Origin of the sequence: Variovorax sp. Varisp41, from assembly GCF_047325085.1 — a bacterium.
Taxonomy (GTDB): Bacteria; Pseudomonadota; Gammaproteobacteria; order Burkholderiales; family Burkholderiaceae_C; genus Variovorax.
On record NZ_CP168540.1, the window covers coordinates 2,010,923 to 2,032,811 of the forward strand.

General features: G+C 68.2%; 21 protein-coding genes and 1 riboswitch. Of the genes, 15 read left to right on the plus strand and 6 right to left on the minus strand.

The window, feature by feature from the left end:
• Window positions 1-158 precede the first annotated feature (158 nt).
• The 4 genes from infC to ACEN9J_RS09510 form a co-directional block, all read right to left on the minus strand.
• A complete protein-coding gene (gene infC, locus ACEN9J_RS09495) occupies window positions 159-779 on the minus strand; it encodes a translation initiation factor IF-3 (protein WP_082322072.1) in 621 nt (206 codons plus the stop codon).
• A gap of 98 nt (window positions 780-877) precedes the next feature.
• On the minus strand, window positions 878-2,785 hold the full coding sequence (gene thrS, locus ACEN9J_RS09500; RefSeq protein ID WP_413763920.1) for a threonine--tRNA ligase: 1,908 nt from the start codon (window positions 2,783-2,785) through the stop codon (window positions 878-880).
• A 334-nt stretch (window positions 2,786-3,119) separates the two neighbouring features.
• On the minus strand, window positions 3,120-4,451 hold the full coding sequence (gene aceA, locus ACEN9J_RS09505; RefSeq protein ID WP_413763921.1) for an isocitrate lyase: 1,332 nt from the start codon (window positions 4,449-4,451) through the stop codon (window positions 3,120-3,122).
• A 263-nt stretch (window positions 4,452-4,714) separates the two neighbouring features.
• On the minus strand, window positions 4,715-5,125 hold the full coding sequence (locus ACEN9J_RS09510; RefSeq protein ID WP_413763922.1) for a gamma-glutamylcyclotransferase: 411 nt from the start codon (window positions 5,123-5,125) through the stop codon (window positions 4,715-4,717).
• 69 nt (window positions 5,126-5,194) lie between these two features.
• Here ACEN9J_RS09510 and ACEN9J_RS09515 point away from each other — a divergent pair, with 69 nt between their 5' ends.
• A complete protein-coding gene (locus ACEN9J_RS09515; protein WP_413763923.1) occupies window positions 5,195-6,109 on the plus strand; it encodes a DMT family transporter in 915 nt (304 codons plus the stop codon).
• Between the two features lie 130 nt (window positions 6,110-6,239).
• Complete coding sequence (locus ACEN9J_RS09520) at window positions 6,240-6,698, plus strand: SWIB/MDM2 domain-containing protein (protein WP_057598690.1); 459 nt, start codon at window positions 6,240-6,242, stop codon at window positions 6,696-6,698.
• Between the two features lie 82 nt (window positions 6,699-6,780).
• Here ACEN9J_RS09520 and ACEN9J_RS09525 read toward each other — a convergent pair whose 3' ends face one another.
• Window positions 6,781-7,533: an AraC family transcriptional regulator gene (locus ACEN9J_RS09525; protein WP_413763924.1), complete on the minus strand. Its 753-nt coding sequence runs from the start codon at window positions 7,531-7,533 to the stop codon at window positions 6,781-6,783.
• 130 nt (window positions 7,534-7,663) lie between these two features.
• Here ACEN9J_RS09525 and ACEN9J_RS09530 point away from each other — a divergent pair, with 130 nt between their 5' ends.
• Window positions 7,664-7,957, plus strand: a complete 294-nt coding sequence (locus ACEN9J_RS09530) for a hypothetical protein (RefSeq protein WP_261215825.1) — start codon at window positions 7,664-7,666, stop codon at window positions 7,955-7,957.
• Here the strand turns inward: ACEN9J_RS09530 and ACEN9J_RS09535 are convergent.
• Window positions 7,923-9,647 (minus strand): thiamine pyrophosphate-binding protein, encoded by a 1,725-nt coding sequence (locus ACEN9J_RS09535; protein WP_413763925.1) that lies wholly within the window; start codon window positions 9,645-9,647, stop codon window positions 7,923-7,925. The two genes, ACEN9J_RS09530 and ACEN9J_RS09535, sit on opposite strands and share 35 nt — an antisense overlap.
• Before the next feature lie 92 nt (window positions 9,648-9,739).
• Between ACEN9J_RS09535 and ACEN9J_RS09540 the strand changes: the two genes are divergently transcribed.
• From ACEN9J_RS09540 to ACEN9J_RS09595, 12 genes are all read left to right on the plus strand, one after another.
• Window positions 9,740-10,387: a TetR/AcrR family transcriptional regulator gene (locus tag ACEN9J_RS09540; protein WP_281077614.1), complete on the plus strand. Its 648-nt coding sequence runs from the start codon at window positions 9,740-9,742 to the stop codon at window positions 10,385-10,387.
• A 221-nt stretch (window positions 10,388-10,608) separates the two neighbouring features.
• Window positions 10,609-11,592 (plus strand): tripartite tricarboxylate transporter substrate binding protein, encoded by a 984-nt coding sequence (locus ACEN9J_RS09545; protein WP_057596118.1) that lies wholly within the window; start codon window positions 10,609-10,611, stop codon window positions 11,590-11,592.
• A gap of 82 nt (window positions 11,593-11,674) precedes the next feature.
• Window positions 11,675-12,448: an ABC transporter permease gene (locus ACEN9J_RS09550; protein WP_057596119.1), complete on the plus strand. Its 774-nt coding sequence runs from the start codon at window positions 11,675-11,677 to the stop codon at window positions 12,446-12,448.
• A 55-nt stretch (window positions 12,449-12,503) separates the two neighbouring features.
• Window positions 12,504-13,508, plus strand: coding sequence for an ABC transporter substrate-binding protein (locus ACEN9J_RS09555; RefSeq protein ID WP_057596121.1), 1,005 nt, complete (start codon window positions 12,504-12,506; stop codon window positions 13,506-13,508).
• Between the two features lie 46 nt (window positions 13,509-13,554).
• Window positions 13,555-14,334: an ABC transporter ATP-binding protein gene (locus ACEN9J_RS09560; RefSeq protein ID WP_261215819.1), complete on the plus strand. Its 780-nt coding sequence runs from the start codon at window positions 13,555-13,557 to the stop codon at window positions 14,332-14,334.
• 10 nt (window positions 14,335-14,344) lie between these two features.
• On the plus strand, window positions 14,345-15,775 hold the full coding sequence (locus ACEN9J_RS09565; RefSeq protein WP_413763926.1) for an enolase C-terminal domain-like protein: 1,431 nt from the start codon (window positions 14,345-14,347) through the stop codon (window positions 15,773-15,775).
• 41 nt (window positions 15,776-15,816) lie between these two features.
• Entirely contained in the window at window positions 15,817-16,992 is a 1,176-nt protein-coding gene (locus ACEN9J_RS09570; RefSeq protein ID WP_057596126.1) for a Gfo/Idh/MocA family protein, read from the plus strand.
• A gap of 19 nt (window positions 16,993-17,011) precedes the next feature.
• The gene (locus ACEN9J_RS09575; protein ID WP_057596127.1) at window positions 17,012-18,217 is read left to right on the plus strand and encodes a dihydrodipicolinate synthase family protein; all 1,206 of its coding nucleotides are present in this window, start codon (window positions 17,012-17,014) and stop codon (window positions 18,215-18,217) included.
• An 8-nt stretch (window positions 18,218-18,225) separates the two neighbouring features.
• A complete protein-coding gene (locus ACEN9J_RS09580; RefSeq protein WP_413763927.1) occupies window positions 18,226-19,104 on the plus strand; it encodes a sugar phosphate isomerase/epimerase family protein in 879 nt (292 codons plus the stop codon).
• A 50-nt stretch (window positions 19,105-19,154) separates the two neighbouring features.
• Window positions 19,155-20,249 (plus strand): DNA glycosylase AlkZ-like family protein, encoded by a 1,095-nt coding sequence (locus ACEN9J_RS09585; RefSeq protein WP_413763928.1) that lies wholly within the window; start codon window positions 19,155-19,157, stop codon window positions 20,247-20,249.
• 105 nt (window positions 20,250-20,354) lie between these two features.
• Window positions 20,355-20,525, plus strand: a riboswitch (FMN riboswitch).
• A gap of 99 nt (window positions 20,526-20,624) precedes the next feature.
• Window positions 20,625-21,137 carry a 6,7-dimethyl-8-ribityllumazine synthase gene (locus ACEN9J_RS09590; protein ID WP_057596132.1) on the plus strand — a complete coding sequence of 171 codons (513 nt, stop codon included), beginning with the start codon at window positions 20,625-20,627 and terminating at the stop codon, window positions 21,135-21,137.
• A 24-nt stretch (window positions 21,138-21,161) separates the two neighbouring features.
• Window positions 21,162-21,869: a glutathione S-transferase family protein gene (locus ACEN9J_RS09595; RefSeq protein ID WP_413763929.1), complete on the plus strand. Its 708-nt coding sequence runs from the start codon at window positions 21,162-21,164 to the stop codon at window positions 21,867-21,869.
• Window positions 21,870-21,889: the final 20 nt, after the last annotated feature.

Consider the following 21,889-nt stretch of genomic DNA (forward strand, 5'->3'; position numbering starts at 1 on the left):
AACTCCATGGACTTGTTGGCCCCGAGACACTTCTTCATCCCGCCACCGCCCGCGCTGGCCTTTCGGCACGCGCCGGCGATCGGCGAAATCCCTTCAGATTCTCATCCCCGATCAAGTCGGCGGCTCGCGCCACCGGGTTCGACCGGGTTTTTCTTCGCTCAGGCGCCGGCCGGAGCCGGTGCCGCCGCGTTTTCCGTCGCCGGCTTCGCCGGAGCCCCACCGGGCTTCTTGCGGCCCGGCGCGATCATCATGATCATCTGCCGGCCCTCGAGCTTCGGAAACTGCTCGACAAGGATCGTGTCGCCGAGCTCGTCGCGGATGCGCTGCAGCAAGGCCAGACCGAGTTCCTGGTGCGTGATCTCACGGCCCCGGAAGCGCAGCGTGATCTTGCACTTGTCGCCATCCTCAAGAAAGCGCCGGATGTTGCGCATCTTGATGTTGTAGTCGCCATCGTCGGTACCGGGCCGGAACTTGATTTCCTTGACCTCGATGACCTTCTGCTTGGACTTCGCCTCGGCCGCCTTCTTCTGCTCGTGGTACTTGAACTTGCCGTACTCGATCAGGCGGCACACCGGTGGATTGGCCGCCGCGACGACCTCCACCAGATCCACGTCCTGCTCACCGGCGAGGCGCAGGGCCTCCGCAAGACTCACAACACCCAATTGCTCGTTATCCGGGCCGATCAGGCGGACTTCCGGGGCCATGATTTCCCGGTTCAGGCGATGTTGGCGTTCCTCGCGGTGGCGGCGGTCGCGAAATGCAGTAGCGATGGTTGGTATCCTCTAAGTTTTGCTACAAAAAAAGTAGCGAAAGCCGCTCAGTCCTCGCGGGCAAGCGGTACATTTGGCAGAAACATGTGGGGTGTTTCGACGACAAATCAACGCTTGTCAGCAACATCCTGGACGAGCCGTTGCGCGAACGATTCGAGGGACATTGCACCGAGGTCTTGGTTGCCCCGGGCGCGCACTGCGACGGCGCCGGCTTCCTTTTCCTTGTCGCCCACGACAACGATGTAAGGGAGCTTTTGCAACGAATGCTTGCGTATTTTATACGTAATCTTCTCGTTGTGCAGGTCGAGCTGGACCCTAAGCCCTTGATTTTGCAGCGTTTTCGCAACTTGCGCAGCGTAGTCGGCCTGTCCTTCGCTGATATTGAGCACCGCCACCTGCACCGGCGCGAGCCAGGCGGGCATCGCGCCGGCATGGTGTTCGATCAGCATGCCGATGAATCGCTCGAGGCTGCCGACGATCGCGCGGTGCAGCATCACGGGGTGCGCGCGGCCGCTCGACTCCGTGACGTACTCGCCGCCCAGGCGCTCGGCCGTGTTGAAGTCGACCTGCATCGTGCCGCACTGCCACTGGCGGCCGATCGCATCGCGCAGCGTGTACTCGATCTTCGGGCCGTAGAAGGCGCCGTCGCCGGGCGCGATCACGAACTCCACGCCCGAGCGGCGCAGCGATTCCATCACCGCATGCTCGGCCTTGTCCCAGAGCTCGTCCGAGCCCACGCGGCTCTCGGGCCGCGTCGCGACCTTGTAGAGAATGTCCGTGAAGCCGAAGTCCGCGTACACCTTCTGCAACTGCGCCGTGTAGGCGATGCATTCGTCGAGGATCTGGTCCTCCGTGCAGAAGATGTGGCCGTCGTCCTGCGTGAAGCCACGCACGCGCATGATGCCGTGCAGCGCGCCGCTGGGCTCGTTGCGGTGGCACTGGCCGAACTCGCCGTAGCGCAGCGGCAGGTCGCGGTAGCTGCGCAGGTCGCTCTTGAAGATCAGCACGTGGCCCGGGCAGTTCATCGGCTTGAGCGCGTACTCGCGCTTCTCCGACTCCGTCGTGAACATGTTGTCGCGGTAGTTCTGCCAGTGGCCCGTCTTCTCCCACAGGCTCTTGTCGAGGATCTGCGGGCCCTTCACTTCCCAGTAGCCCGTGTCGCGGTAGATGCCGCGCATGTACTGCTCGACCTGCTGCCAGACCGCCCAGCCCTTGGGATGCCAGAACACCACGCCCGGCGCCACTTCGTCGATGTGGAACAGGTCGAGTTCCTTGCCGAGGCGGCGGTGGTCGCGCTTCTCGGCCTCCTCGATGCGCTGGATGTACTGGTCGAGCTGCTTCTTGTCGGCCCAGGCCGTGCCGTAGATGCGCTGCAGCTGCTCGTTCTTGGCATCGCCGCGCCAGTAGGCGCCGGCCAGCTTCGTGAGCTTGAAGACCTTGAGGAAACGCGTGTTCGGCACGTGCGGGCCACGGCACATGTCGACATATTCCTGGTGGTAGTACAGGCCCATGGCCTGCTCGTCGGGCATGTCCTCGACCAGACGCAGCTTGTAATCCTCGCCGCGCGCCTTGAAGACCTCGATCACCTCGGCGCGCGGCGTCATCTTCTTGATCACGTCGTAGTCCTGCGCAATCAGCTCGCGCATGCGCGCCTCGATCGCAGCCATGTCCTCGGGCGTGAAGGGACGCTCGAACGCGATGTCGTAGTAGAAGCCCTCCTCGATCACCGGGCCGATCACCATCCGGGCCGTCGGGTAGAGCTGCTTGACCGCGTGGCCGACCAGGTGGGCCGTCGAGTGGCGGATGATCTCCAGGCCCTCGTCGTCCTTGGGCGTGATGATCTGGAGCTTGGCATCGTGGTCGATGACGTCGCTGGCATCGACCAGGCGACCGTCAACCTTGCCGGCCACCGTCATCTTGGCGAGGCCGGGGCCGATGGACTTGGCGACGTCGGCCACCGAGACCGGGCCGGGATACTCGCGCTGCGAGTTGTCGGGAAGCGTGATGTGGATCATGAAAAACCTCGGGCGAAAAACAAAAAAGCGCGGTGGATGACCGCGCTTTGCTGTGGCAGGGAAGCTGGCTCGAACCAGCGCGCGCGGTTTAGCGGGCGCTTCCTTCGAAGAAGAAAACACCGCAGATGGCTTGCGGGGTAGTTCGCGGTGTCATAACCAAAGTGCCTTTCTCGCCCTTGTTGACTGACAGTGGAGCCTACGATTCTAGCCGCTCGGCGCGCCGGCCGTGCCGCGGCGCACGAAGTCCGCCTGGGCGAGCGGGCATCGGCACGCACGAAAAAAAGCCCGGCGCGCGGCCGGGCTTCAAGGTGACAGCGAATGTCGAGTCAGTTGCTCAGTGGAACTGCTCTTCTTCCGTCGAGCCGGTCAGTGCCTTCACGCTCGACTGGCCGCCCTGGATCACGGTGGTCACGTCGTCGAAGTAGCCCGCGCCGACTTCCTGCTGGTGCGACACGAAGGTGTAGCCCTGCTCGCGCGCCGCGAATTCCGGCTCCTGCACCATGTTCACGTAGTGCTTCATGCCCTCGCCGCGTGCATAGGCGTGCGCGAACTTGAAGGTGTTGTACCAGTTGACGTGGATGCCGGCCAGCGTGATGAACTGGTACTTGTAGCCCAGGTCCGAGAGGTCTTCCTGGAAGGTGGCGATCTGCTTGTCGTCGAGGTTCTTCTTCCAGTTGAACGACGGCGAGCAGTTGTACGACAGCAGCTTGCCCGGGCAGGCGGCATGCACGGCCTGCGCGAACTCGCGGGCGAAGCCGATGTCGGGCACGCCGGTTTCGCACCACACCAGGTCGGCATAGGGCGCGTAGGCGACGCCGCGGCTGATGGCCTGCTCAAGGCCGTTCTTCACGCGGTAGAAGCCTTCCGAGGTGCGCTCGCCGGTCAGGAAGGGCCTGTCGTTGGCGTCGTGGTCGGAGGTGATCAGGTTCGCGGCTTCGGCGTCGGTGCGGGCCAGCACGATGGTGGGCACGCCCAGCACGTCGGCGGCGAAGCGCGCGGCGATCAGCTTCTCGCAGGCTTCGCGCGTCGGCACCAGCACCTTGCCGCCCATGTGGCCGCACTTCTTGACGGCGGCGAGCTGGTCTTCGAAGTGCACGCCGGCGGCGCCCGCGGCGATCATGTTCTTCATCAGTTCGAAGGCGTTGAGCACGCCGCCGAAACCGGCTTCCGCGTCGGCCACGATCGGCAGGAAGTAGTCGATGAACTCCTTGTCGCCCGGGTTCACGCCACGGCCCCACTGGATTTCATCGGCGCGGCGGAAGGTATTGTTGATGCGGCGGACCATGGTGGGCACCGAGTCGTACGCGTAGAGCGACTGGTCGGGGTACATGGTTTCCGAGCTGTTACCGTCGGCGGCCACTTGCCAGCCCGACAGGTACACGGCTTCGAGGCCGGCCTTGGCCTGCTGCATGGCCTGGCCGGCGGAGATCGCGCCGAAGGCGTTCACGTAGCCCTTCTTCGAGCCGCCGTTGATCTTGTCCCAGAGCTTCTCGGCGCCGCGCTTGGCGAGCGTGTAGTCGATCGGGAACGAGCCGCGCAGGCGCACCACGTCGGCGGCGCTGTAGCCGCGCTGCACACCCTTCCAGCGGGGATCCGTGGCCCATTCTTTCTCGAGGGCGGCAATCTGCTGTTCGCGGCTGAGTTGTTCGGTGAGGGTCTGGGGCATGGTCACTCCGTGAGTTGATTGAAGGGTTGGTTTCGAGCGTTTCGGCGCTGCGGCCATGGGCTTACTGTAATCGCGCCATCCACTCTTATGTCTTATAGAAGACATATTTTTGCATCAACAAAATCAATAACTTACGGAGATATTTCTCAATGAGAAAACAACTTTCTCATATCGAGAAAAAATACTGCGGTGCAGCAGTGGCGATTTTCACGATACGCAATCACTCTTTCGTCTGTGAAAAACGCGAGCCGGAACGCGCGCCGTCAACGCCGCGAATGCGCGATCCAGTCGCCGCCCGCGATCACCGCGCAACCCTCGATGCGGGACGGATGGATCTCGTAGACCAGGCAATCGAACGTGCGGCCACCGAAGGACTGCACGCGCAACCAGCGCTTGACGTACTCGCCCGAGTCGTCGTCGGCCACTTCCTCGAGACGGTCGAGCGCGGCCTCCACCTGCGCATCGATCGCGTAGACCTCGCCCGTCACGCGCCCTTCGCCGCCAAGCGCCATGCCCGGATAGGCACCGAGGTCGTAGAGCGTGCCCGCGACCTCGGCATCGGCCACGCGTCGCGGCGGCGGTGCGAAGCGCGCGATGTCGTTGCGCCCGCCCGCGCGCAAGGTGCCGTAGACGAAGACGTGGCGCTCGCCCGGCACGGACGTCGATTGCGGCATCATCGATGCCTCCTTTCCCCAAATCACCCCAGTCTATTGAACCCCGCCGCACCCGCCCCAGGCCGGCTCATGGCCTACGGCTGCCTCGCGCTGAGCATGTCGCTCGTGGGCTGCTACGTCGCCCTCTCCAAGCCGCTGGTCGCGGCCTTCCCGGTGCTGCTGCTGGCCTGGCTGCGCTTCGGCATCGCCGCGCTCGCCATGCCGCACTGGCTGCGCCGCGCGCCCGACGAACCGCCGATGACGGCGCGCACGCGCTGGCTGGTGTTCCTCGAGTCCTTCCTCGGCAACTTCCTGTTTTCGATCTGCATGCTGTTCGGCGTGAGCCTCACGAGCGCGGTCTCGGCGGGCGTGATCATGGCGTCGATCCCTGCCGCGGTCGCGGTCGCGAGCTGGCTGTTCCTGCGCGAGCGCATCACGCTGCGCATCGGCCTCGCGATCCTCTGCGCGGCGATCGGCATCGGGCTGCTCGCGCTCGCGCCGGCGCATGCGAGCGCGCACCCGGGCACGGGCGCGTCCTCGTCGATGCCGTGGCTCGGCAACCTGCTGGTGTTCTGCGCGGTGCTCTGCGAGGCCGCCTATGCGGTGATCGGCAAGTCGCTCACCGGTCGGCTCGGCCCCAAGCGGATCTCCTCGCTGATCAACCTCTGGGGCTTCGTGCTCAGCACGCCGCTGGGCATCTGGTTCGCGCTGCAGTTCGACTTCGCCGCGGTGCGCCTCGGCCTCTGGCTGCTGCTCGTGGCCTACGCCCTCGCAGCGAGCATCTGGACCGTGTGGCTCTGGATGACCGGACTGCGCCACATCCCCGCCGCGCAGGCCGGTGTTTTCGCCGTGATGCTGCCCGTGAGCGCGGCCCTCGTGGGCGTGCTCGTGCTCGGGGAAAGCCTCTCCCTGGTGCAGCTGTTCGCGTTCGCGCTCGCTCTCGCAGGCGTCTTCCTGGCGACCTGGCCCGCGCGCCGCAGGCAAAACGGGCGCTCTCCCCTCTGAAAAAACAACAGCCTCCAATGAAAAAACCGCTTTTTCCCTTGGAAACGCGTTTTTTCTCATTTAGCATCCGCGATGCCAGTGGAGACCCTGTTTTTCATTGGTGACGTTCAACCAAAAAAGGAAATCAACCATGGCAACTGCAAAGAAGGCTCCGGCCAAGAAAGCTCCGGCTAAGAAGGCCGCTGCTCCCGCGAAGAAGGCTGCTCCCGCGAAGAAGGCCGCAGCACCGGCGAAGAAGGCTGCTGCTCCCGCGAAGAAGGCTGCACCGGCAAAGAAGGCCGCTCCCGCCAAGAAGGCTGCTCCCGCGAAGAAGGCTGCTGCAAAGGCTCCCGCCAAGAAGCGCACCCCGAACGCCGCCTTCATGAAGGCCCTGACCCCCAGCCCCGCACTGGCTGCCGTGGTCGGTTCGACGCCGCTGCCGCGCACCGCCGTCGTGAGCAAGCTGTGGGACTACATCAAGAAGAACAACCTGCAAGACAAGGCCAACAAGCGCAACATCAACGCCGACGCCAAGCTGAAGGAAATCTTCGGCAAGGCCCAGGTGTCGATGTTCGAACTGGCCGCGCTGATCGGCAAGCACGTCAAGTAAGCGCACCATCCGAGCGACCTCCGGGTCGATCAGGAAAGCCGGCGACAGCCGGCTTTTTTTCGTCCGTGCTTTTTCGATCGCCTCAGCGCGATGCCTCGGCACCCTGCGCGAAGAAGCGCGAGGGCGTGCAGCCGAAATGGCGCCGGAAGGTCTCGATGAAGGCACTCACCGAGCTGTAGCCCACCGTCAGCGCCACCGCCGTCACGGGCTCGCCCAGGCCCAGCAACTGCACCGCCTTGAGCAGCCGCGCCTGCTGGCGCCACTGCGCGAAGCTCAGGCCAGTCTCGGCGGCGAAGCGGCGCGTGAGCGTGCGGCGCGCCATGCCGATGCGATCGGCCCATTGCTCGAGCGTGTCGTCGCGCGCGGGATCGTCGGCCAGCGCGGTGGCCAGCGCGAGCAGGCGCCGCTCCTGCGGCAATGCGAGATGCAGCGAGGTCCGCGCGCCCGCCGCCAGTTCGTCGACCAGCACCGCCACCAGCCGCAGGCGGCGCGCCGTCTCCCCCTCTTCGCCGAGCGACACCAGCCGCCCCACCAGCTCGCGGATCAGCGGCGTCGACGCGAACACATGCGGCTGCGCGGGCAAGGCCGTCGTCAGCGCCGGATCGAGATAGAGGCTCCACCCGGCCGTCGCGCCGTGGCTTTGCGCCGCGTGCGCGCAGCGCGGCGCGATCCAGCCGATCCATCCGGGCGGCAGCACCCAGCGCCCCGCGCTGGTCTCGATCAGCTGCAGGCCGGCGCGCAGCGCGAACAGCTGGCCTTCCTCGTGCGCATGCGCGCCCGTGCTGCGCGGCGCCTCGTAGGCGTTGAGGTCGAGCCGCAATGCGGGCTCAGCCATCGCGCCGCTCCGGATGCGGCATGGCCCGACGGCGATACCGATTGGCACCGCGCCGCAAGCCCGCAACGCGGCGCCTGCCTAGCATCGAAGCCTTCGATCCACCCTTCCCTCTCTTCTTCAAGGAGCCGCCATGAAAGCCCAGGATGTCCTGCCCGATGACCAGAATTTCGCCGTCCTCAACGGCCAGCCCGTGCGCAAGGGCTCGGTCGGTGCCTTCCTCGCCAACGTGCGCGTGCTCGAGGACACCCAGGCCGGCGAGGCGCAGCGCCAGGCCGCGCGCGAGGACCTCGTCGCGCTGATCCCCGCGCTCGAGGCGCTCGGCCTGTTCGAGGTGTTCGAACTGCGCTCCGCAGCCCTGCGCACGGAGGTCGCGAGGCATCGCGCCGCGCTCAGCCCCGCGCCTGCTGCTGCGCCGCGCGCCTGATCGACGACAGCGTGCCGCGCGTGGTGATGACCTCGGGGTCGAGCGGAATCTCGATCAGCGTGCCCGTATCGGCCGCCAGCGCGCGCAGCAGCGCGGCCTCGAACTGCGCGGTCTCGGTCACGCGCTCGGCCGCGTAGCCGTAGGCGCGCGCCAGCCCGCAGAAGTCGGGATTGCGCAGCGCGGTGCCGCTGGTGCGCTCGGGGTACTCGCGCTCCTGGTGCATGCGGATGGTGCCGAACATGCCGTTGTTCAGCAGCACGACGATGCTCTTGCCGCCATGCTGCGCGGCCGTGGCCAGCTCCTGGCCCGTCATCAGGAAATCGCCGTCGCCCGCGATCGTGAAGGCCACCCGGCCGGTCGCGAGGCTGGTGGCGATGCCGGCCGGCACGCCATAGCCCATGGCGCCGCTGGTGGGCGCCAGCTGCGTCTTGTGGCCCTTGGCGAGGCCGTGGTAGCGGAAGTAGCGGTGCACCCAGCTCGCGAAGTTGCCCGCGCCGTTGGTGATCGTGGCATCGGCCGGCAGATGCTTCTGCAGCGTCGCCACCACCGCCGCCATGTCGACCGCGCCGCGCGGCGTTTCCGCGGGCATGCCGGCCAGCGGCTGCGGCTCGAGCCAGGCCTGGTAGTCGGCATGCGCCTGCAGCGCCCAGTCCTCCCAGGGCAGCGTGGGCGGCGCGCTCAGCACCTCGAGGCTGCGCGCCGCGGCGCTCATGCCGGCGTTGATCGCGAGGTCGGCCTGGTAGACGCGGTTGAGCTCCTCGGCGCTCGCATGGATGTGGACCAGCGTCTGCTTCGCCTTCGGCGCTTCGAGCAGCGTATAGCCCCCGGTCGTCATCTCGCCCAGGCGCGGGCCCATGGCGAGGATCAGGTCGGCGTCCTTCACGCGCTGTGCCAGCTTCGGATTGATCGCGATGCCGATGTCGCCCGCATAGAGCGGATGGTGGTTGTCGAAGGTGTCCTGGAACCGGAAGGCATTGGCCACCGGCAGGCGCCAGTTCTCGGCGAAGCGCTGCAGCGCCTGCGCGGCCTGCGCGGTCCAGCCGCCGCCGCCCGCGATCACCAGCGGCTGGCGCGACTTCAGCAGCAGTTCGCGCAGGGTGCGCAGCGCGCCCGGGTCGCTCCAGGGCTCGACCGCCTCCACCCGCGGCAGCGGCCGCGCCGCGGTCTCGCTGCGCAGCATGTCCTCGGGCAGCACCAGCACCACCGGGCCGGGGCGGCCGTTCATCGCGGTCGAGAAGGCGCGCGCGATGTACTCGGGGATGCGGTTGGCATCGTCGATGCGCTCCACGCGCTTGGCGAAGCCCTTGGTGCTGGGTCCGAAGAAGCTGCCGTAGTCGACCTCCTGGAAGGCCTCGCGGTCGCGGAAGTCGCTGCCCACGTCGCCGACGAACAGCACCATCGGCGTGGAATCCTGGAAGGCGTTGTGCACGCCGATGGAGGCATTGGTAGCACCCGGGCCGCGCGTCACGAAGCAGATGCCGGGGCGGCCCGTGAGCTTGCCGTGCGCCTCGGCCATGAAGGCCGCGCCGCCCTCCTGCCGGTTGACGATGAAGCGCGCGCGATCGCCGTAGGCATGGAAGCCGTCGAGCACCGCGAGGAAGCTCTCGCCGGGCACGCCGAACGCGATCTCCATGCCCTGTTCGAGCAGGCACTCGACGATCAGGTGGCCTGCGGGTTGTGATGTACTCATGAGCAGTAGAACTCCAACACTTTGTCCGCGGCGATTATGTGCGCCCGCCCCGCCTCCCTTGTTTTAATTCCCCAAATGGTTAAATTCGCGCCATGAAGGCCACCGCCCCCGACACGCTGGAACCCCGCTCGCGCGATGCCGACCGTTCGCAACTCGCGATCCTCGCCTCGGCGCGCGACGAGTTCTCGGCGCGCGGCCTCGCGGGTGCGCGCATGGACAGCATCGCCGAGCGCGCGGGCCTCAACAAGCGGCTCATCTACTACTACTTCGGCAGCAAGGACGACCTGTTCCTCGCGGTGCTCGAGCGCACCTACGCCGACATCCGCGAAGCCGAGCAGCGGCTGCACCTCGACGAGATCGATCCGGTCGAGGCGATCCGCCAGCTGGTGTCCTTCACCTGGCACTACTACCTCGAGCATCCCGAGTTCATCACCCTGCTCAACAGCGAGAACCTGCACCAGGCCTCGCACCTCAAGCGCTCGGAACGCATCCAGGAGATGAACTCGCCGCTGGTGCAGCTGCTCGACACGGTGCTCGAGCGCGGCCGGCGCGACAACCTGTTCCGCGCGGGCGTCGATCCGGTGCAGCTCTACATCTCGATCGCCTCGCTGTGCTACTTCTACCTCTCGAACAACCACACGCTCTCGGCCATCTTCGGCCGTGACCTGCGCGCGCCCAAGGCGATGGCGCAGCGCCTCTCGCACATGACCGACCTCGTGCTCGGCTACGTGCTGCACTGACCCGCACTTCCGCCGCTTCCTGCCGCCCCCCCCGTCTCGGCGGCAGGGCCGCGCGCCATCGCCGCGCGAGACGGCCCCCATCGCTTTCCAGATCTACGGGTATCCACCAGGGTCCACCCGTTGACGCTGCCGCGCCCGCGTTCCTAGAATCGGTAATTCACTTATTGGTGAATTGAGCTCGCAACGACACCAGCGGCCCCGCCGCGCGGAGACAAAGACCCATGAAGCAACTCGCACGCACCGCCACGCTGGCCGCGATCGTCGGCCTGGGCGCCCTGCTCCCCGCCCTCGCCGGCGCCGAAGTCGCCTACCCCAGCAAGCCGATCCGCGTGATCGTGCCCTTCGCCGCCGGCAGCACCACCGACATCATTGCGCGCGCCATCGCCGACAAGATGGGCGCGAGCATGGGCCAGCCGCTGGTGATCGAGAACCGCGGCGGCGCCAGCGGCACCATCGGCCAGCAGGCGGTGGCCACCGCGGCGGCCGACGGCTACACGGTGATGATCCATTCGTCGTCGCACACGGTCAGCCCCTCCACCTTCGCCAAGCTGCCCTTCGACACGGTGAACGACTTCGCGGGCGTCACGCCGATCTCCTCGCTGCCCAACGCGCTGGTGATCGCGCCCTCGAAGAACATCAAGACGCTGCCCCAGCTGCTGGCTGCCGCACGCGCCAAGCCCGGCAGCATGAACTTCGCCTCGGCCGGCCAGGGCAGCGCCACGCACCTGAACGCCGAGAAGTTCAAGATGGCCGCCAAGATCGACGCGACCAACATCCCGTTCAAGGGATCGGGAGAGGCCGTCACCGAGGTGCTCTCGGGCCGCGTCGACTACTACTTCTCGCCGATCGCGCCGGTCATCGGCCAGATCAAGGAAGGCCAGCTGCTGGCGCTCGCCGTGGGTTCGCCCAAGCGCGCGGCCGCCCTGCCCGACGTGCCCACCACCGCCGAGGCCGGCGTGCCCGGCTCCGAATTCAACTTCTGGATCGGGATGATGGCGCCCGCGAAGACGCCGCGCGCCGTGGTCGACCGCCTGCACGACGAGGTGGCGAAGGCCCTCGCCACGCCCGAGGTGAAGGAGCGCTTCCTCAAGCTCGGCGCCGATGCCTGGACGCTCAAGCCCGCGCAGTTCGATGCCTACATCAAGCAGGAGATCGCGAGCAACGCCGAGCTCGTGAAGGCCGCCGGCCTCGCGGTCCAGCAGTAACGCCTCTTCCGCCAGCACCCGTCTCTCCCGCAGCCCACCGACTTCCGACCGAACGCCCCGCGCCGCCACCGGCGCGCTCTCCATGATCCGCAAACTCCTGCTCTCCCCGGCGCTGCGCCCCTTCCTGCTGATCCTGCTGCTGCTGGTGCTGTGGGACCTCGCGATCCGCCTGTTCAAGATCCCGGCCTACCTGATCCCGCCGCCCTGGGAGGTGGTCAAGCAGCTGGTCAACGAATGGCCGCGCCTGCTGGCCGAGAGCTGGAAGACCACGCTCGCCACGCTCGGCGGCTTCGGCCTCACGATCGTGATCGGCATTCCGATCGCGATGGTCATCGCCTACTCGCGGCTGGTCGAGTCCTACGTCTATCCGCTGCTGGTGTTCTCGCAGAGCATTCCCAAGGTCGCGATCGCGCCGCTGTTCGTGGTGTGGTTCGGCTTCGGCATCTTCCCCAAGGTGATCTCGGCCTTCCTGCTGGGCTTCTTCCCGGTGGTGGTCTCCACCGTGATGGGCTTCAAGTCGGTCGAGCCCGACATGCTCGACCTCGCGCGCTCGATGGGCGCGAGCCGTCTGCAGACCTTTTTCAAGATCAGCCTGCCGCAGGCGCTGCCGCAAATCTTCAGCGGCCTCAAGGTCTCGGTCACGCTGGCCGTGGTCGGCGCGGTGGTCGGCGAGTTCGTCGGCTCCAACTCGGGCATCGGCTACGTGCTGCAGGTGGCCAACGGCAACTTCGACCTGCCGCTGATGTTCGCCGCGCTGGTCGTGCTCTCGAGCATCGGCGTGGTCCTGTTCGTGGCGGTCGACCTGGTCGAGCGCGTGATGATTCCCTGGCACGCCTCGCAGCGCCACGCCAACTGAGTTCCCCCTTCCTGGTTCCTTCGCCCCAAGCCAACAACTCTCCCGGAGACAAGACATGAAGAAACTGCTTCCCTCGCTGCTCGCCGCCGCCGCGCTCGCCACCTTCGCCATCGCCCCCGCGCATGCGCAGGGCGACAAGCCCAAGGACAAGGTCACGCTGATGCTCAACTGGTACCTCTACAGCGAGCACGCGCCCTTCTTCCTCGGCAAGGAAAAGGGCTTCTACGCCGAGGAAGGCATCGACCTCGACATCCAGGAAGGCCGCGGCTCCGCCGTCACCGCGCAGGCGGTGGCCGCCAAGTCGGCGACCTTCGGCTACATCGACGTCACGACCATGATCAAGGCCGCCGCCAAGGGCGCACCGCTGAAGTCCACCGGCGTGCTGTTCCAGGTCAGCCCGATGTCGGTCATGGGCTTCAGCGAGAAGAACATCAAGACGCCGAAGGACATCATCGGCAAGACCGTGGCCGTGACGCCGGGCGACTCGATGTCGCAGATGTGGCCGCTGTTCCTCAAGGTCAACGACATCAAGGCCGACCAGGTGAAGATCGTCTCGGGCGACGGCCAGACCAAGCTCAATGCGGTGATCAACGGCCAGGCCGACATGCTGCTGGGCTACGTGATGGACCAGGCCATCAAGCTGCAGGACGCCACCGGCAAGCCGGTGTCGCCGATCCGCTTCGCCGACTCGGGCGTGAATCAGATCAGCTCGGGGATCATCGCCAACAAGAACCTGCTGACCGAGAACCCCGACCTGGTGAAGCGCTTCATGCGCGCCTCGACCAAGGCCGCCGAAGCCGCCGAGAAGAGCCCCGAAGCCGCGGTCGACGCGATGCTCAAGGCCAACCCCAAGGCCGGCGTGCGCGACACGCTGATCGTGGGCATGAAGCAGAGCGTGGCGCTCTATCACACCAAGGACACGGCGAACCAGCGCCCCTTCCGCGTGGCGATGAAGAACGTCAACGACTCGCTGGACCTGCTGGTGCAGTACGGCGGCATGGACGCCTCGACGCGCGGCAAGCCCGAGGACTACGTGACGCTCGATTTCCTGCCGAACTGATCTCCCTTCGCCCGCGCGCCCGCATCCCGACCTCCCTCACGCACCCATGTCCCAAGTCAACCTGATCGAAGCGCGCGGCGTCTCGAAAACCTACCAGAGCAAGGACGGCCCGGTCGAATCGCTGAAGCCGCTCGACTTCGCGATCCGCGAGGGCGAGTTCGTCTCGGTCGTCGGCCCCTCGGGCTGCGGCAAGAGCACCCTGCTCAAGATGGTGGCGGGCCTGCTGCCGATCAGCGGCGGCAGCCTCACGCTGGCGGGCAAGCCGATCCAGGGGCCGCAGAAGGACGTGGGCATCGTGTTCCAGAGCGCGGTGCTGCTGCCCTGGCGCAGCGTGGAGGACAACATCCTGCTGCAGGCCGAGATGCGCCACCTGCCGCTCGAGGCCGCACGCACCAAGGCGCGCGAGCTGATGCAGATGGCTGGCCTCACGGGTTTCGAGAAGAAGTACCCCTGGCAGCTCTCGGGCGGCATGCAGCAGCGCGCCTCGATCTGCCGCGCGCTGCTGCACGACCCGTCGGTGCTGCTGATGGACGAGCCCTTCGGCGCGCTCGACGCGATGACGCGCGAGAAGATGAACCTCGAACTGCAGCGCATCTGGATGGCCTCGAAGAAGACCGTGATGCTGATCACCCACAGCATCCCCGAGGCCATCTTCCTGTCGGACCGCGTGATCGTGATGAGCGAGCGCCCCGGCTCGATCGCGGCCGTCTACGACATCGAGCTGCCGCGCGCCCGCACGCTCGACATGATGGCCTCGAGCGAGTTCGGCCACTACACGAAGCTGGTGCGCGCGCATTTCTTCTCGCAGGGCATCCTGGACCACTGAGAGCCAAGCCATGGACGCGCCCCGTTTCCACGTCGAGGAGATCCGCTTCGCCGAGCGCGACGTCGCGCTGCGGCTGCCGTTCCGCTTCGGCGCCGCCACCGTCACCGCCTGCCCGCAGGTCTACGTGCGCGCGCGCATCCGCTTCGAGGACGGCCGCACGGCCAGCGGCTGCGCGGCCGAGATGATGGTGCCCAAGTGGTTCGACAAGAACCCGGCGCTCACCAACGAACAGAACTTCGAGCAGTTGCGCTTCGCGCTGCGCGACGCGCGCGAGGCCTACACCGGCGAGGCCGATGCCCAGACCGCGTGGACCCATTTCGCCGCCAACTACGCCGCGCTGATGGCGCGCGCCCGCGCCAAGGGTCTGCAGCCGCTGGTGGCGGGCTATGGGCCGGCCCTGGTCGACCGCGCGATCTTCGATGCGCTGTGCCTGCACGCCGGCACCGGCTTCGCCGCCGCGATGAGCGCCAACCTCGGCGGCATCGACATCGCGGGCAGCGGCCTGGCCGACGACCTCGCCGGCTTCGACATGCCCGGCTTCCTCGCTCGGCAGCGCCCCTCGGACCGCATCGCCGCGCGCCACACCGTGGGCCTGGCCGACGCGATCGACGACGGCGATGCCCTGCCCGACGCACCCGACGACGGCCTGCCCACCACGCTCGTGGCCGCCGTGCGCCGCTACGGCCTCACGCATTTCAAGCTCAAGCTCTGCGGCGACACCGCGCGCGACATCGACCGGCTCGAGCGCATCGCGCGCGCCATCGACGGCCATGCGCAGCTGGTCACGCTCGACGGCAACGAGCAGTACGCCGACGCCGATGCCTTCGGCGCCTTCCTCGACCGCCTGCTGTCCACGCCCGCGCTGTGGGCGCTCGCGAAGAAGACGGTGTTCGTCGAGCAGCCGATCCGGCGCGACGCCGCGCTCGAGCGCGACGTGCGCGCGCTCGGCCGGCGCATCCCGCTGCTCATCGACGAATCCGACGCCACGCTCGATGCCTTCGTGCGGGCGCGCGAACTCGGCTACACCGGCGTGTCGAGCAAGAGCTGCAAGGGCTTCTACAAGTCGGTCGTCAACGCGGCGCGCTGCGCGCGCTGGAACGCGGCCGACGACGGCACGCGCCACTTCCTCTCGGGCGAGGACCTGACCATGCAGGCCGGCCTCGGCGTGCAGCAGGACCTGGCGCTGGTGAGCTGGCTCGGCCTCTCGCACGTCGAGCGCAACGGCCACCACTACGTCAACGGCCTCGCGGCCGTGCCCGTGGCCGAGCAGCAGGCGCTGCTGCGCGCCCACCCCGACCTCTACGAATCCAGCGATGGCGCGGTGCGCCTCGCGATCCGCGGCGGACAGCTCGCCCTGTCCTCGCTCGCTTCCGCGCCCGGCTTCGCCACCGGCCAGCCCGGCGCGGGCATCTCGTGGGACGCCATGCGTTCCGTCTACTGAAGCAGCGCTTCTCCGTCCCCTCTCTCACTCAAGGAAAGAACATGCCCACCCAACGTCTAGGAATCATCATGCACGGCGTCACAGGCCGCATGGGCATGAACCAGCACCTGATCCGCTCGATCTGCGCCATTCGCGCCCAGGGCGGCGTGACGCTGTCGAACGGCGACAAGGTGATGCCCGACCCGATCCTGATCGGCCGCAACGCCGAGAAGATCGAAGCGCTGGCCAAGGCCCACGGCATCCAGCGCTGGGGCACCGACCTCGACAAGGCGCTCGAGAACAAGGACGACACCGTCTTCTTCGACGCCGGCACCACGCAGATGCGCCCCACTCTGCTGGCCAAGGCGATCCGCGCCGGCAAGCACGTCTACTGCGAGAAGCCCATCGCCACCAACCTCAACGAGGCGGTGGAGATCGCGCGCCTGGCCGAGGAGGCCAAGGAGAAGCACGGCCTCAAGCACGGCGCGGTGCAGGACAAGCTGTTCCTGCCCGGCCTGCGCAAGCTCGACATGCTGCGCCGCGCCGGCTTCTTCGGCCGCATGCTCAGCGTGCGCCTGGAGTTCGGCTACTGGGTGTTCGAGGGCGACCTGCAGCCGATCCAGCGCCCGAGCTGGAACTACCGCAAGGAAGACGGCGGCGGGATGATCCTCGACATGATGTGCCACTGGCGCTATGTGCTCGACAACCTGTTCGGCGAGGTGAAGTCGGTGAGCTGCCTGGGCACCACCCACATCCCGAAGCGCTGGGACGAGGCCGGCCAGCCCTACGAAGCCACGGCCGACGACGCCGCCTACGCCACCTGCGAACTCACCGGCCACAACGGCGAGCCGGTGATCGCGCAGATCAACATGAGCTGGGTCACGCGCGTGCGCCGCGACGACCTCGTGACCTTCCACGTCGACGGCACCGACGGCTCGGCCGTGGCCGGCCTGTCGAGCTGCCGCGCCCAGTCGCGCGTGGCCACGCCGCGCCCGGTGTGGAACCCCGACGAGAAGCAGACCATGAACTTCTTCGACCAGTGGCAGGAGATCCCGGACTCGCAGGTCTACGACAACGGCTTCAAGATCCAGTGGGAGCACTTCATCCGCCACGTGGTGGAGGACGCGCCCTACAAGTGGACCCTGCCCGAAGGCGCCAAGGGCGTGCAGCTGGTCGAGGCCGCGCTCGAATCGTGGCAGGACCGCCGCTGGGTCGACGTGCCCGCGCTGAAGGTCTGAGACCCGGAGACTCGACCGCATGGCCCTCTCGCTCAAGCTCCCCACCGCCGGCGGCGCGCTCGCCGACTACGCGCTGCGCGGCAGCACGCCGCCGAAGCCGCCCGCGGGCGTGCGCTTCGACCGCATCGCCTACTCGGCCGCGCACGTCGTGGCCGACCCGCTGGCCGCCATCGATCCCTGGCTGCAATGCGCGGTCGACTGGGACGCCACCCTCGCCTACCGGCGCCACCTCTACGCGCTCGGGCTGGGCGTGGCCGAGGCCATGGACACCGCGCAGCGCGGCATGGGCCTGGACTGGCCGACTTCGCTCGAGCTGATCCGCCGCTCGATCGATGCCGCCAGCGACATTCCCGGCGCACTCGTGGCCTCGGGCTGCGGCACCGACCACCTCGACCTCGATGCGGTGAAGAGCGTGGACGACGTGATCCGCGGCTACGAGGAACAGATGGCCGCCATCGAGAAGCTCGGCGGCAAGCTGATCGTGATGTGCAGCCGCGCGCTGGTGCGCGTGGCGAAGGGCCCGGCCGACTACGAGCGCGTGTACGACCGCATCCTGAGCCAGGCGAAGCAGCCCGTGGTGCTGCACTGGCTCGGCGAGATGTTCGACCCCGCGCTGGCCGGCTACTGGGGCACGACCGACGTCGATGCCGCGATGGAAACCGCGCTCGGCGTGATCGCGGCCCATCCCGACAAGGTCGACGGCATCAAGATCTCGCTGCTCGACAAGGACAAGGAGATCGCGATGCGCCGCCGCCTGCCGGCCACCGGCGGCCCCGACGGCCAGGGCGTGCGCATGTACACCGGCGACGACTTCAACTACGCCGAGCTGATCGCGGGCGACGGCCACGGCAGCCACCCCACGCACGGCAAGAGCGATGCGCTGCTGGGCATCTTCGACGCCATCGCGCCGGCCGCCAGCGCCGCCCTCGGCGAACTGGCCGCGGGCCGCGTCGAGCGCTTCCACGAGATCCTCGGCCCCACCGTGCCGCTGTCGCGCCACATCTTTGCCGCGCCCACGCGCTTCTACAAGACCGGCGTGGTGTTCATGGCCTGGCTCAACGGCCACCAGAAGCACTTCACCATGGTCGGCGGCCAGCAGAGCACGCGCTCGCTGCAGCACTTCGCCGAGCTGTTCCGGCTGGCCGACGCGGCCCACCTGTTCGAGCAGCCCGAGCTCGCGGTGCGGCGCATGAAGACGCTGCTGTCGCTGCACGGCGTGGAGTGAGCCCGTCCATGCGCGACTTCTCGCAGAACCACGACTGGCTCTCGATCAACACCGCCACGGTGCGCAAGCAGTCGGGCGCCGAAGTGCCGCTCGACCGCATCGTCGACCAGTGCGCCGAGCGCGGCATCCGCGCCATCAGCCCCTGGCGCGACCAGGTCGCGGCCGTCGGCATCGACAAGATCGCGCGGCAGTTGAAGGCGCACGGCATCGGCCTCTCGGGCTACTGCCGCGGCGGCTTCTTCCCGGCACCCGATGCCGCGGGCCTGAAGGCCGCGCTCGACGACAACCGCCGCGCCATCGACGAGGCGAAGACGCTCGATGCGCCCTGCCTCGTGCTGGTGGTCGGCGCGCTGCCCGGCGCGCTCGACGGCAAGGCGGCCTACCGTGACATCGCCCGCGCACGTGGCGAAGTGCGCGACGGCATCGCGGCCTCGCTCGAGTACGCGCGCGAGGTCGGCATGCCGCTGGCCATCGAGCCCCTGCACCCCATGCAGGCGGCCGACCGCGCCTGCATCAACACGCTGGAGCACGCGCTCGACCTCTGCGACGAGCTCGATGCCGGCAGGAGCGGCATGCTCGGCGTGGCGCTCGACATCTACCACGTGTGGTGGGACCCGAAGCTGCAGCAGCAGATCGCGCGCGCGGGCCGCGAGCGCCTGCTGGCCTACCACGTCTGCGACTGGCTCACGCCCACGCGCGACCTGCTGTCCGACCGCGGGATGATGGGCGACGGCGTGGTCGAGCTCAAGAAGATCCGCGGCTGGGTCGAAGAAGCCGGCTTCGCGGGCTTCAGCGAGGTCGAGATCTTCTCGAACCTCGACTGGTGGCAGCGGCCGGGGGCCGAGACGCTCGACGTCTGCATCGAGCGGCATCGCAGCGCGGTCTGACCCCGGCGCGGGGGCAAGCAGGCCATGGCGGCCTGTGCTGCAATGCGCCCATGCCCGCCCCCAGCCTCGACGACCTGCGCCGCTACGCCGTGGCGCGCACCCTGTTCAAGCCCACCACGCTCCCCGGCGCGATCAGGAAGCTCGGCTTCGTGCAGGCCGATCCGATCCGCGCCCCGGCGCGCGCCCAGGACCTGACGCTGCGCCACCGCGTCAACGACTACCGCGCGGGCGACCTCGAGCGGCGCTACACGCGGCTCGCGATCGAGGAAGACTGCCTGGTCAACTACGGCTTCCTGCCGCGCGAGCACCTGGCGCTGATGCATCCGCGCGAGGCCGCCAAGCCCTGGGACGCCGAGACGCGGCGCAAGGCGGCTGAGGTGCTGGCCTTCGTGCGCGAGCGCGGGCGCGTGCATCCGCGCGAGGTCGAGCAGCACTTCGCGCACGGCCGCATGCGCAACTACTGGGGCGGCTCGGGCAACGCGTCGACGCACCTGCTCGACGGCATGCACTACCGCGGTCTGCTGCGCGTCGTGCGGCGCGACAGCGGCACGCGCATCTACGAGGCGGTCGAGCATGCGCCGGCCGACGAGAGCCCGGCCGGCCGCGCGCGCCGCGCGGCCGCGCTGATCGAACTGATCGTGCGCAAGTACGCGCCGCTGCCGGCCGGCAGCCTGACCTACCTGGTGCGGCTGCTCGGCTACGGCGCGCCGCACCTGGCGGCCCAGACGCAGGCCGCGCTGCGCCTCGCGCGCGAGGAGCTCGCGAGCCTGCGCATCGACGGCACCACCTGGTACTGGCCGGCCGACGAGAACCCGGCCTCGCGCCGCCATGCGCCCGACGACGCGGTGCGCCTGCTCGCGCCCTTCGACCCCGTGGTGTGGGACCGCCGCCGCTTCGAGCTGCTCTGGGGCTGGACCTACAAGTTCGAGGCCTACACGCCCGCGCCGCAGCGCCAGTTCGGCTACTACGCGTTGCCGCTGCTGTGGCACGACCGCGTGATCGGCTGGGCCAACGTGAGCGCGCCCGAGGGACGGCCCCAGCCCGCCTTCGGCTACGTCGAGGGCCGCAAGCCGCACGGCGCGGCCTTCCGCGCGGCGCTCGACGACGAGCTCGGGCGCATGGCCGAGTTCCTCGCGGCGCGCTGAGCCGGCCGCGGGCCACCCCCGGCGGCCTGGGGTCTTGGCCCGTGCGCGACAGGGCCGGGCGCGGCGCCTGCCTAGAATCGCCCTCGCCCCGGTGCGAGCCGGGGCAAGCGTTCTCAGGGCGGGGTGCAATTCCCCACCGGCGGTGATGGCGGTGTTCTTCGAAGGAAGGTACTGCATGAGCCCGCGAGCGCCCGTGGCTTGCAACGAGCCGCGGGGTCAGCAGACCCGGTGCGATCCCGGGGCCGACGGTCACAGTCCGGATGAAAGAGAGCGCGAAATGCGGGCCGGCCCGCGCGCTTCTGCCATGGAGCGTGCGGTCTGCTCCGTGGTTTCGTGCGCCCTGATTCAGGAAACCTGCTTTCGAAGAGGCACACCATGAGTCAGATCAACGACCTTCCCCTTTCCGCCATCGCCGCGACGGACGCACCGCGCGGCCAGCGCATCGCCTTCGTCGAGGCGCAGTGGCATTCCGACATCGTCCACCAGGCACGCGACGCCTTCCTCGAGGAGATGGAGCGCCTGGGCGTGCCGCGCGATCGCATCGACGTCTTCGACGTGCCCGGTGCCTTCGAGATCCCGCTGCATGCCAAGCGGCTCGCGCTGTCGGGCCGCTACGCCGGCATCGTGGCCTGCGCGCTGGTGGTGGACGGCGGCATCTACCGCCACGAGTTCGTGGCCAGCACGGTGGTCAGCACGCTGATGTCGCTGCAGCTCGAGACCAATGTGCCGATCTTCTCGGCCGTGCTCACGCCGCATCACTTCCACGAGCACGTGGAGCACCGCAAGTACTTCCACCGCCATTTCGCGGTCAAGGGCACCGAGGTGGCCGAGGCCTGCGTCAAGACGCTGAAAGGTCTGCAAGAGGTCGAAACGCTGCTGGCGGCCTGAACGCGGGCGCGCTAGTCTGGGTGGATGGCTTCCCCGTCATCCCCCACCACCCCACCTTCCGCCGCGCCCGGTCGCTACACGCTCTACGGCGCGCCCGGCTCGGGCGCGACGCCCGTGCATGCGGCGCTCACGCTGATCGGCCTCGGCGAGCAGGTCGACACGGTCGACATCGCGACCTGGGAAGGCGATGCCGAGCGCGACCGCATCGCCGGCCTCAACCCGATGCGCCAGGTGCCGGCGCTGGTGCTGCCTTCGGGCGAGCTGATGACCGAGAGCGCGGCGATCCTGCTCTGGCTCGGCGACCGCCATCCCGAGGCCGGCCTCTGCCCCGCGCCCGGCGATGCGCTGCGCGCGCAGTACCTGCGCTGGATGGTCTATCTGCCGGCCGCCATCTATTCGATGTTCTGGGTGCGCGACGATCCCGCGCGCCTGGTGCCCGACAAGGCGGCGCAGCCCGCGATGCTCGAGCGCTCAGCCGAGCGCGTGGCCCATTGCTGGCGCCTGATGGACACGCAGATCGCCGCGCCCTCGCCCTACCTGCTCGGCGAGCGCATCGGCATGCTCGACCTCTACGTGGCCGTGATGTCGCGCTGGACGCCCTGCCGCGAGCGCTTCTACCGCGAGGCGCCGCGCATGGCCGAGGTGGTGAAGCGCGTCGACGCCGAGCCGCGGCTGGCCGCGTTCTGGGCCGAGCGCTTTCCGTTCACGCCGGGCTGGGAACGCGGCGAGTGACGCGCGTCGGGCCGCGGCTT

Excerpts from the sequence above, each read along its gene's own strand:
- ACEN9J_RS09565 (WP_413763926.1), top strand. The coding sequence starts at position 14,345 with ATGGACGCGCCCCGTTTCCACGTCGAGGAGATCCGCTTCGCCGAGCGC.
- ACEN9J_RS09540 (WP_281077614.1), top strand. The coding sequence starts at position 9,740 with ATGAAGGCCACCGCCCCCGACACGCTGGAACCCCGCTCGCGCGATGCC.
- ACEN9J_RS09525 (WP_413763924.1), bottom strand. The coding sequence starts at position 7,533 with ATGGCTGAGCCCGCATTGCGGCTCGACCTCAACGCCTACGAGGCGCCG.
- ACEN9J_RS09595 (WP_413763929.1), top strand. The coding sequence starts at position 21,162 with ATGGCTTCCCCGTCATCCCCCACCACCCCACCTTCCGCCGCGCCCGGT.
- ACEN9J_RS09570 (WP_057596126.1), top strand. The coding sequence starts at position 15,817 with ATGCCCACCCAACGTCTAGGAATCATCATGCACGGCGTCACAGGCCGC.
- ACEN9J_RS09515 (WP_413763923.1), top strand. The coding sequence starts at position 5,195 with ATGGCCTACGGCTGCCTCGCGCTGAGCATGTCGCTCGTGGGCTGCTAC.
- ACEN9J_RS09510 (WP_413763922.1), bottom strand. The coding sequence starts at position 5,125 with ATGCCGCAATCGACGTCCGTGCCGGGCGAGCGCCACGTCTTCGTCTAC.
- ACEN9J_RS09535 (WP_413763925.1), bottom strand. The coding sequence starts at position 9,647 with ATGAGTACATCACAACCCGCAGGCCACCTGATCGTCGAGTGCCTGCTC.
- aceA (WP_413763921.1), bottom strand. The coding sequence starts at position 4,451 with ATGCCCCAGACCCTCACCGAACAACTCAGCCGCGAACAGCAGATTGCC.
- ACEN9J_RS09555 (WP_057596121.1), top strand. The coding sequence starts at position 12,504 with ATGAAGAAACTGCTTCCCTCGCTGCTCGCCGCCGCCGCGCTCGCCACC.
- ACEN9J_RS09520 (WP_057598690.1), top strand. The coding sequence starts at position 6,240 with ATGGCAACTGCAAAGAAGGCTCCGGCCAAGAAAGCTCCGGCTAAGAAG.
- ACEN9J_RS09580 (WP_413763927.1), top strand. The coding sequence starts at position 18,226 with ATGCGCGACTTCTCGCAGAACCACGACTGGCTCTCGATCAACACCGCC.
- thrS (WP_413763920.1), bottom strand. The coding sequence starts at position 2,785 with ATGATCCACATCACGCTTCCCGACAACTCGCAGCGCGAGTATCCCGGC.
- ACEN9J_RS09550 (WP_057596119.1), top strand. The coding sequence starts at position 11,675 with ATGATCCGCAAACTCCTGCTCTCCCCGGCGCTGCGCCCCTTCCTGCTG.
- ACEN9J_RS09530 (WP_261215825.1), top strand. The coding sequence starts at position 7,664 with ATGAAAGCCCAGGATGTCCTGCCCGATGACCAGAATTTCGCCGTCCTC.
- ACEN9J_RS09560 (WP_261215819.1), top strand. The coding sequence starts at position 13,555 with ATGTCCCAAGTCAACCTGATCGAAGCGCGCGGCGTCTCGAAAACCTAC.
- ACEN9J_RS09545 (WP_057596118.1), top strand. The coding sequence starts at position 10,609 with ATGAAGCAACTCGCACGCACCGCCACGCTGGCCGCGATCGTCGGCCTG.
- ACEN9J_RS09575 (WP_057596127.1), top strand. The coding sequence starts at position 17,012 with ATGGCCCTCTCGCTCAAGCTCCCCACCGCCGGCGGCGCGCTCGCCGAC.
- ACEN9J_RS09590 (WP_057596132.1), top strand. The coding sequence starts at position 20,625 with ATGAGTCAGATCAACGACCTTCCCCTTTCCGCCATCGCCGCGACGGAC.
- ACEN9J_RS09585 (WP_413763928.1), top strand. The coding sequence starts at position 19,155 with ATGCCCGCCCCCAGCCTCGACGACCTGCGCCGCTACGCCGTGGCGCGC.